Genomic DNA, 3,545 nt, shown 5'->3' on the forward strand with positions numbered 1-3,545 from the left:
AGTATGGATGAAAAGACCGGAGAAATTATATTCCGCGGAGATGAATAGGGATAAGAGCGATTTTAAACATTCATAGTGAAAAATAATCAGGATAAAATTAAAACAGGAAACTGGAATTTTGTGATGTTTCACAGAGTTCCGGTTTCTTTTTTTATTACACAGAAAAATTAATGTATAAAATCTTGAAATCAAAAATAAAAATCTTTAAAATCAAAAAGTTTATAGTAAATATGCACAAAAATAAAAGTGTTTATCTCCAAAATGCGAGAAAACAAAACAATAAATCTGTGAAAAATTAATGAATATCTGTAAAACAGACATAAAATGTTTGACTCACAGAAAAAGTGGGTTTATAATAAAGACATCAAATAAAGAAAGCGCTTTCGAATAAAGATGTTGGAGAAACGAAAAGGTATTTTAAACAATTATATTGGAGGTAAAATATGAAGGCAATTGTAAGATATGGTAAGGAATTTGGTGGTTACACAATGGCAGATGTTCCAGAACCAACTTGTGGGCCAGAAGATATTATCATTAAAATTAAAGCAGCTGCCATTTGTGGTGCAGATATGAAACACTGGAGAGTTGATAATGGTTCTGATGAATTTAATTCTATCCGTGGACATGAATTTGCAGGTGAAATTGTTGAAGTCGGTGAAAAGGTAACAGACTGGAAAGTTGGACAGAGAGTTGTTTCTGATAATAGCGCACATGTATGTGGTGTTTGCCCGGCTTGTGAAATGGGAGATTTCCTTTGCTGTGAAGAAAAAGTAAATCTCGGATTAGATAACAATACATGGGGCGGTGGATTTTCTAAATACTGTAAAGTCCCAGGTGAAATTTTAAGAATTCATAAACATGCAATCTGGGAAATTCCAGAAGGTGTGGAATATGAAGAAGCAGCAGTTTTAGATCCTATTTGTAATGCTTATAAAGCAGTTGCACAGCAGGCCTCATTTATTACCAGGACAGGATGTTGTTGTATTTGGTACAGGTCCTCTTGGATTATTCTCAGTACAGATTGCAAAAATCATGGGAGCAGTAAACATTGTTATGGTTGGTCTTGATGAAGACGTAGAAACACGTTTCCCTGTTGCTTTAGAAGTAGGTGCAACTCATGTTGTCAATGGTTCTAAAGAAGATGTTGTAAAACGATGCACAGAAATCTGTGGAAGTGATGGACCGGTTGGAGATAAAACAGCAGAAGACCATTATGTACGTTACAAAGATTACATTAAAAATGTAGCTGCATGCGAAATATATTCCACATGGCCCAGAGCAACATTAGAGGCTAATATACTGGCTATCATGTCTTTTACTTTAAATCGTGTTTATACAGAATGGTACCGTAATAAAGGACACGATTTTACCATTACGTCATCTACGGCGTATGATCATAAGTGGATGCCAGGGAAAACCACCTATGAATCTATTAACAGAATCGTAGATGAGATTTTTTCCAATTATCTTTCCAGACCAAATGTAAAACAACCTATTTTGACACAATACTGCGACGGAAAGAGGGTAACTTGCCCTGAGTGGATGACACAATGGGGATCTAAGTATCTAGGTGATCAGGGATATTCACCTATTGAGATTCTCCGATACTATTATGGGGAAAATATGTATATTAATACAGCTGAGCAGATAGCAGGTATTCCTTCTTCCTGGCCAGGATATGATCTGACGATTGGATCAAGCGGAAATAAAGTGAAACAGATGCAGGAACAGCTAAATCGGATTTCACGAGATTATCCATCAATTCCAAAAGTTGCCGCAGATGGGCAATATGGAGAACAAACAGCAGATGCAGTCAGGAAGTTTCAGAATGTTTTTGGATTAGATCAGACAGGAGTTGTGGATTATCCAACCTGGTATAAGATCAGTGAAATATATGTAGGTGTAAGCAGAATTGCAGAGTTAAATCAATAATGAAAGAAAAACTCCTTTTTACAGTAAAAATGATATAATATAAAAAGAAATTATATTATATGAAAAGTGATTATCACACAGACTGTTTAAGGAGGTTTTTCTATGTTTAAAGACTTTATATATAAAAATTATCTGGAAGCACCATATAATCTAACATTTGAAGATGCAATGAAAATTTATGAAGATATTATTGCGGCTGCGCCGGAAGATGATCCGGATTTTGAGGCAGCATGGAGTTATGCATTGGAAAGAATGACTGCTTATGCCGATTTGAGAGCACACTGGAAGATTACACCAAAGTCTGAGAGAGATAATGATCAGAGGACCATAATGCATGATAGTGTAATTGAATCTCTTGATCAGCTGGCTGAATATATGTCTTCTCAAAATAGAAAAACCGCATGGAGAATTGAGCTGGGATTTCAAAGAAAAAGAATTGGTGATTTTGCCTGTTACGTATCAATGATTTACGGACTATTTGCTAGATAAAAGAACAGTATAATTTATAAAACGATTGACAGGAGGAAAATATTTTGGCAAAAAAAGAAGCAAAAACAAATGCTATGAGAATACTGGAAAGGAATAAGATTCCATATGAAATTCATCGATATGAATGTAAGGAATTTATTGATGGAATAGCCATTGCGGATATGCTGGATGAACCTTATGAGAAGGTTTTTAAGACACTGGTAACAGTTGGAAAAAACGGGGGATTTTTTGTGTTTGTCATACCCATACACAAAGAACTGGATTTGAAAAAGCAGCAAAATCTGTTGATGAAAAATCAGTTGAAATGATTCATGTGAAAGACATTAATAAAATTACAGGATATATTCGTGGGGGATGTACTGCCATAGGAATGAAAAAGGAATATCCAACGGTACTTGACAGCAGTGCATTAGACCAGACAACCATCATGGTCAGCGGAGGCAAAAATGGAATACAGATCGAGCTGACACCAGATGATTATTTAAAGGCATGTCATGGGAAAACAGAACAAATTACACATTAAAGGAGCTAAATCGTGATAGATCAAATATTAGAATTTAATAAAAAATTTGTTGAAGAAGGAAAATATGAACAATACAGAACCAGTAAATATCCGGATAAGAAGATAGCTATTATAACATGTATGGATACAAGACTGACAGAATTACTTCCGGCAGCATTGGGAGTCAAAAACGGAGATGTAAAAATGATAAAAAATGCCGGAGGTGTTATCAGCCATATGTTCGGAAGTGTGGTTCGAAGTGTACTGGTAGGTATTTACGAACTGGGAATTGAAGAAGTTATGGTCATCGGGCACACTGATTGCGGTGTTCAGCATATTAACAGTGATATGATGATAGAACAGATGAAGAAAAGGGGAATCAATCAGGATAAAATTGATCTGATACGTCATTGCGGAATTGATTTTGATACATGGTTAGAAGGATTTGACTGTGTTGATAATTCGGTAAGAGATTCGGTGGAAATGTTAAGAAAGCATCCTTTGATTCCAGAAGATGTAAAGATATCAGGGTATGTAATGGACTCTGTTACGGGAAAATTGAATGTCATAGAATCATAGAAATTTATCATGGAAAGCCATCGTGTATCAATGTCAAATAATG

3 protein-coding genes and 2 pseudogenes are annotated in these 3,545 nt (G+C 35.3%); all 5 read left to right on the plus strand.

The features are described 5' to 3' along the window. The first annotated feature begins 569 nt into the window (after window positions 1-569). Window positions 570-1,067 (plus strand): alcohol dehydrogenase catalytic domain-containing protein, encoded by a 498-nt coding sequence (locus BHF70_RS12805; protein WP_278277241.1) that lies wholly within the window; start codon window positions 570-572, stop codon window positions 1,065-1,067. Continuing rightward, a pseudogene (locus BHF70_RS12545) lies at window positions 1,012-1,932 on the plus strand (peptidoglycan-binding protein); the annotation flags it as partial. The gene BHF70_RS12805 and the pseudogene BHF70_RS12545, both read left to right, overlap by 56 nt. A 102-nt stretch (window positions 1,933-2,034) precedes the next feature. Then, on the plus strand, window positions 2,035-2,421 hold the full coding sequence (locus BHF70_RS12190) for a hypothetical protein (RefSeq protein WP_075759153.1): 387 nt from the start codon (window positions 2,035-2,037) through the stop codon (window positions 2,419-2,421). 44 nt (window positions 2,422-2,465) lie between these two features. Then, window positions 2,466-2,944, plus strand: a pseudogene (ybaK, locus tag BHF70_RS13065) (Cys-tRNA(Pro) deacylase). Window positions 2,945-2,956: 12 nt separating this feature from the next. Then, window positions 2,957-3,502, plus strand: a complete 546-nt coding sequence (locus BHF70_RS12200; RefSeq protein ID WP_075759151.1) for a beta-class carbonic anhydrase — start codon at window positions 2,957-2,959, stop codon at window positions 3,500-3,502. The last annotated feature ends 43 nt before the right edge of the window (window positions 3,503-3,545 follow it).

This window comes from Anaerostipes sp. 494a (assembly GCF_001940315.1).
GTDB classification, from domain to species: Bacteria; Bacillota; Clostridia; order Lachnospirales; family Lachnospiraceae; genus Anaerostipes; species Anaerostipes faecalis.